Source organism: Pseudomonas sp. P5_B2 (assembly GCF_056400445.1).
Genome location: NZ_JBFULH010001122.1, coordinates 1 through 976, shown reverse-complemented (window position 1 = coordinate 976; position 976 = coordinate 1). Strand labels below are relative to the sequence as shown.

Genomic DNA, 976 nt, shown 5'->3' with positions numbered 1-976 from the left:
GAGCAGTGCTATGCGTATTGGTATCTCGATCAGCTCGGGCGCTCCTGGGGCGACCGCGTTGAGGCCGAACAGCGCTTGGAGCACTGGAAAATACCTGGCATTCCTAACCAGCATAATTTTTATGAGCGTTGGGTAGCGCCCTTGTTGGAGGGGCATCGTAGCAAGCGCGTTGTAGTAATCATCAGCGATGCCTTCCGCTATGAAGCCGCCGTCGAGTTGTGCCAGCGCATCAATGAAAAGCGTTACAGCAAGGCCAGCCTGAATAGCCAGTTGGGCGTATTGCCGAGTTACACCACGCTGGGCATGGCGTCCCTGCTGCCACACCAGACGCTGGAGTATCGCGAGGGCAGTGATGGTGTTTTTGTAGACGGACTCAATACTGGCAACACCATCGCTCGCGATAAGGTTCTTGCCCAGCATGGCGGCATGGCCGTGACCGCACTTCAAGTCAAAGAGTGGTCCCGTGACGCTGGGCGTGAAGCGCTTAAGGATCAGCAACTGGTTTACGTCTATCACAACGTGATCGATGACCGTAGTGACAAAGGCGGTGGCTCCGAGGTGGATACCTTCCACCACGTGGATTTCGCCATTGAGGAGCTGACCGAACTGACCCGCAAGATTCTCATGCACTTCAACACCAGCACGGTGTTGATCACGGCCGATCATGGGTTCCTCTTCCAGCAGAGCAAGCTTGAGGCGGCGGATCGCACCTCACTCGCAGAGAAGCCGGATAGTGCGATCAAGAGTAAAAAACGCTATGTCATTGGCCATACTCTGCCTGCTGCCAAGGATGTCTGGCAGGGATCGACCAAGCAGACTGCGGGCACAACATCAGACACTCAGTTCTGGATACCAAAAGGTGCAAATCGTTTCCACTTTGTGGGCGGTGCACGCTTCGTCCATGGCGGGGCCATGCCTCAGGAAATCGTGGTGCCTGTGCTGATGGTCAACCAGTTGCGCGGTGAGAAAGCAGAGA

Annotated in this window: 1 protein-coding gene; it reads left to right on the top strand. The window is 55.7% G+C overall.

What is annotated here, in order from left to right; genetic code table 11:
• Positions 1-976: BREX-1 system phosphatase PglZ type A (gene pglZ, locus AC1DRJ_RS29620; protein ID WP_477805253.1), on the top strand; the 976-nt coding region annotated here is incomplete at both ends.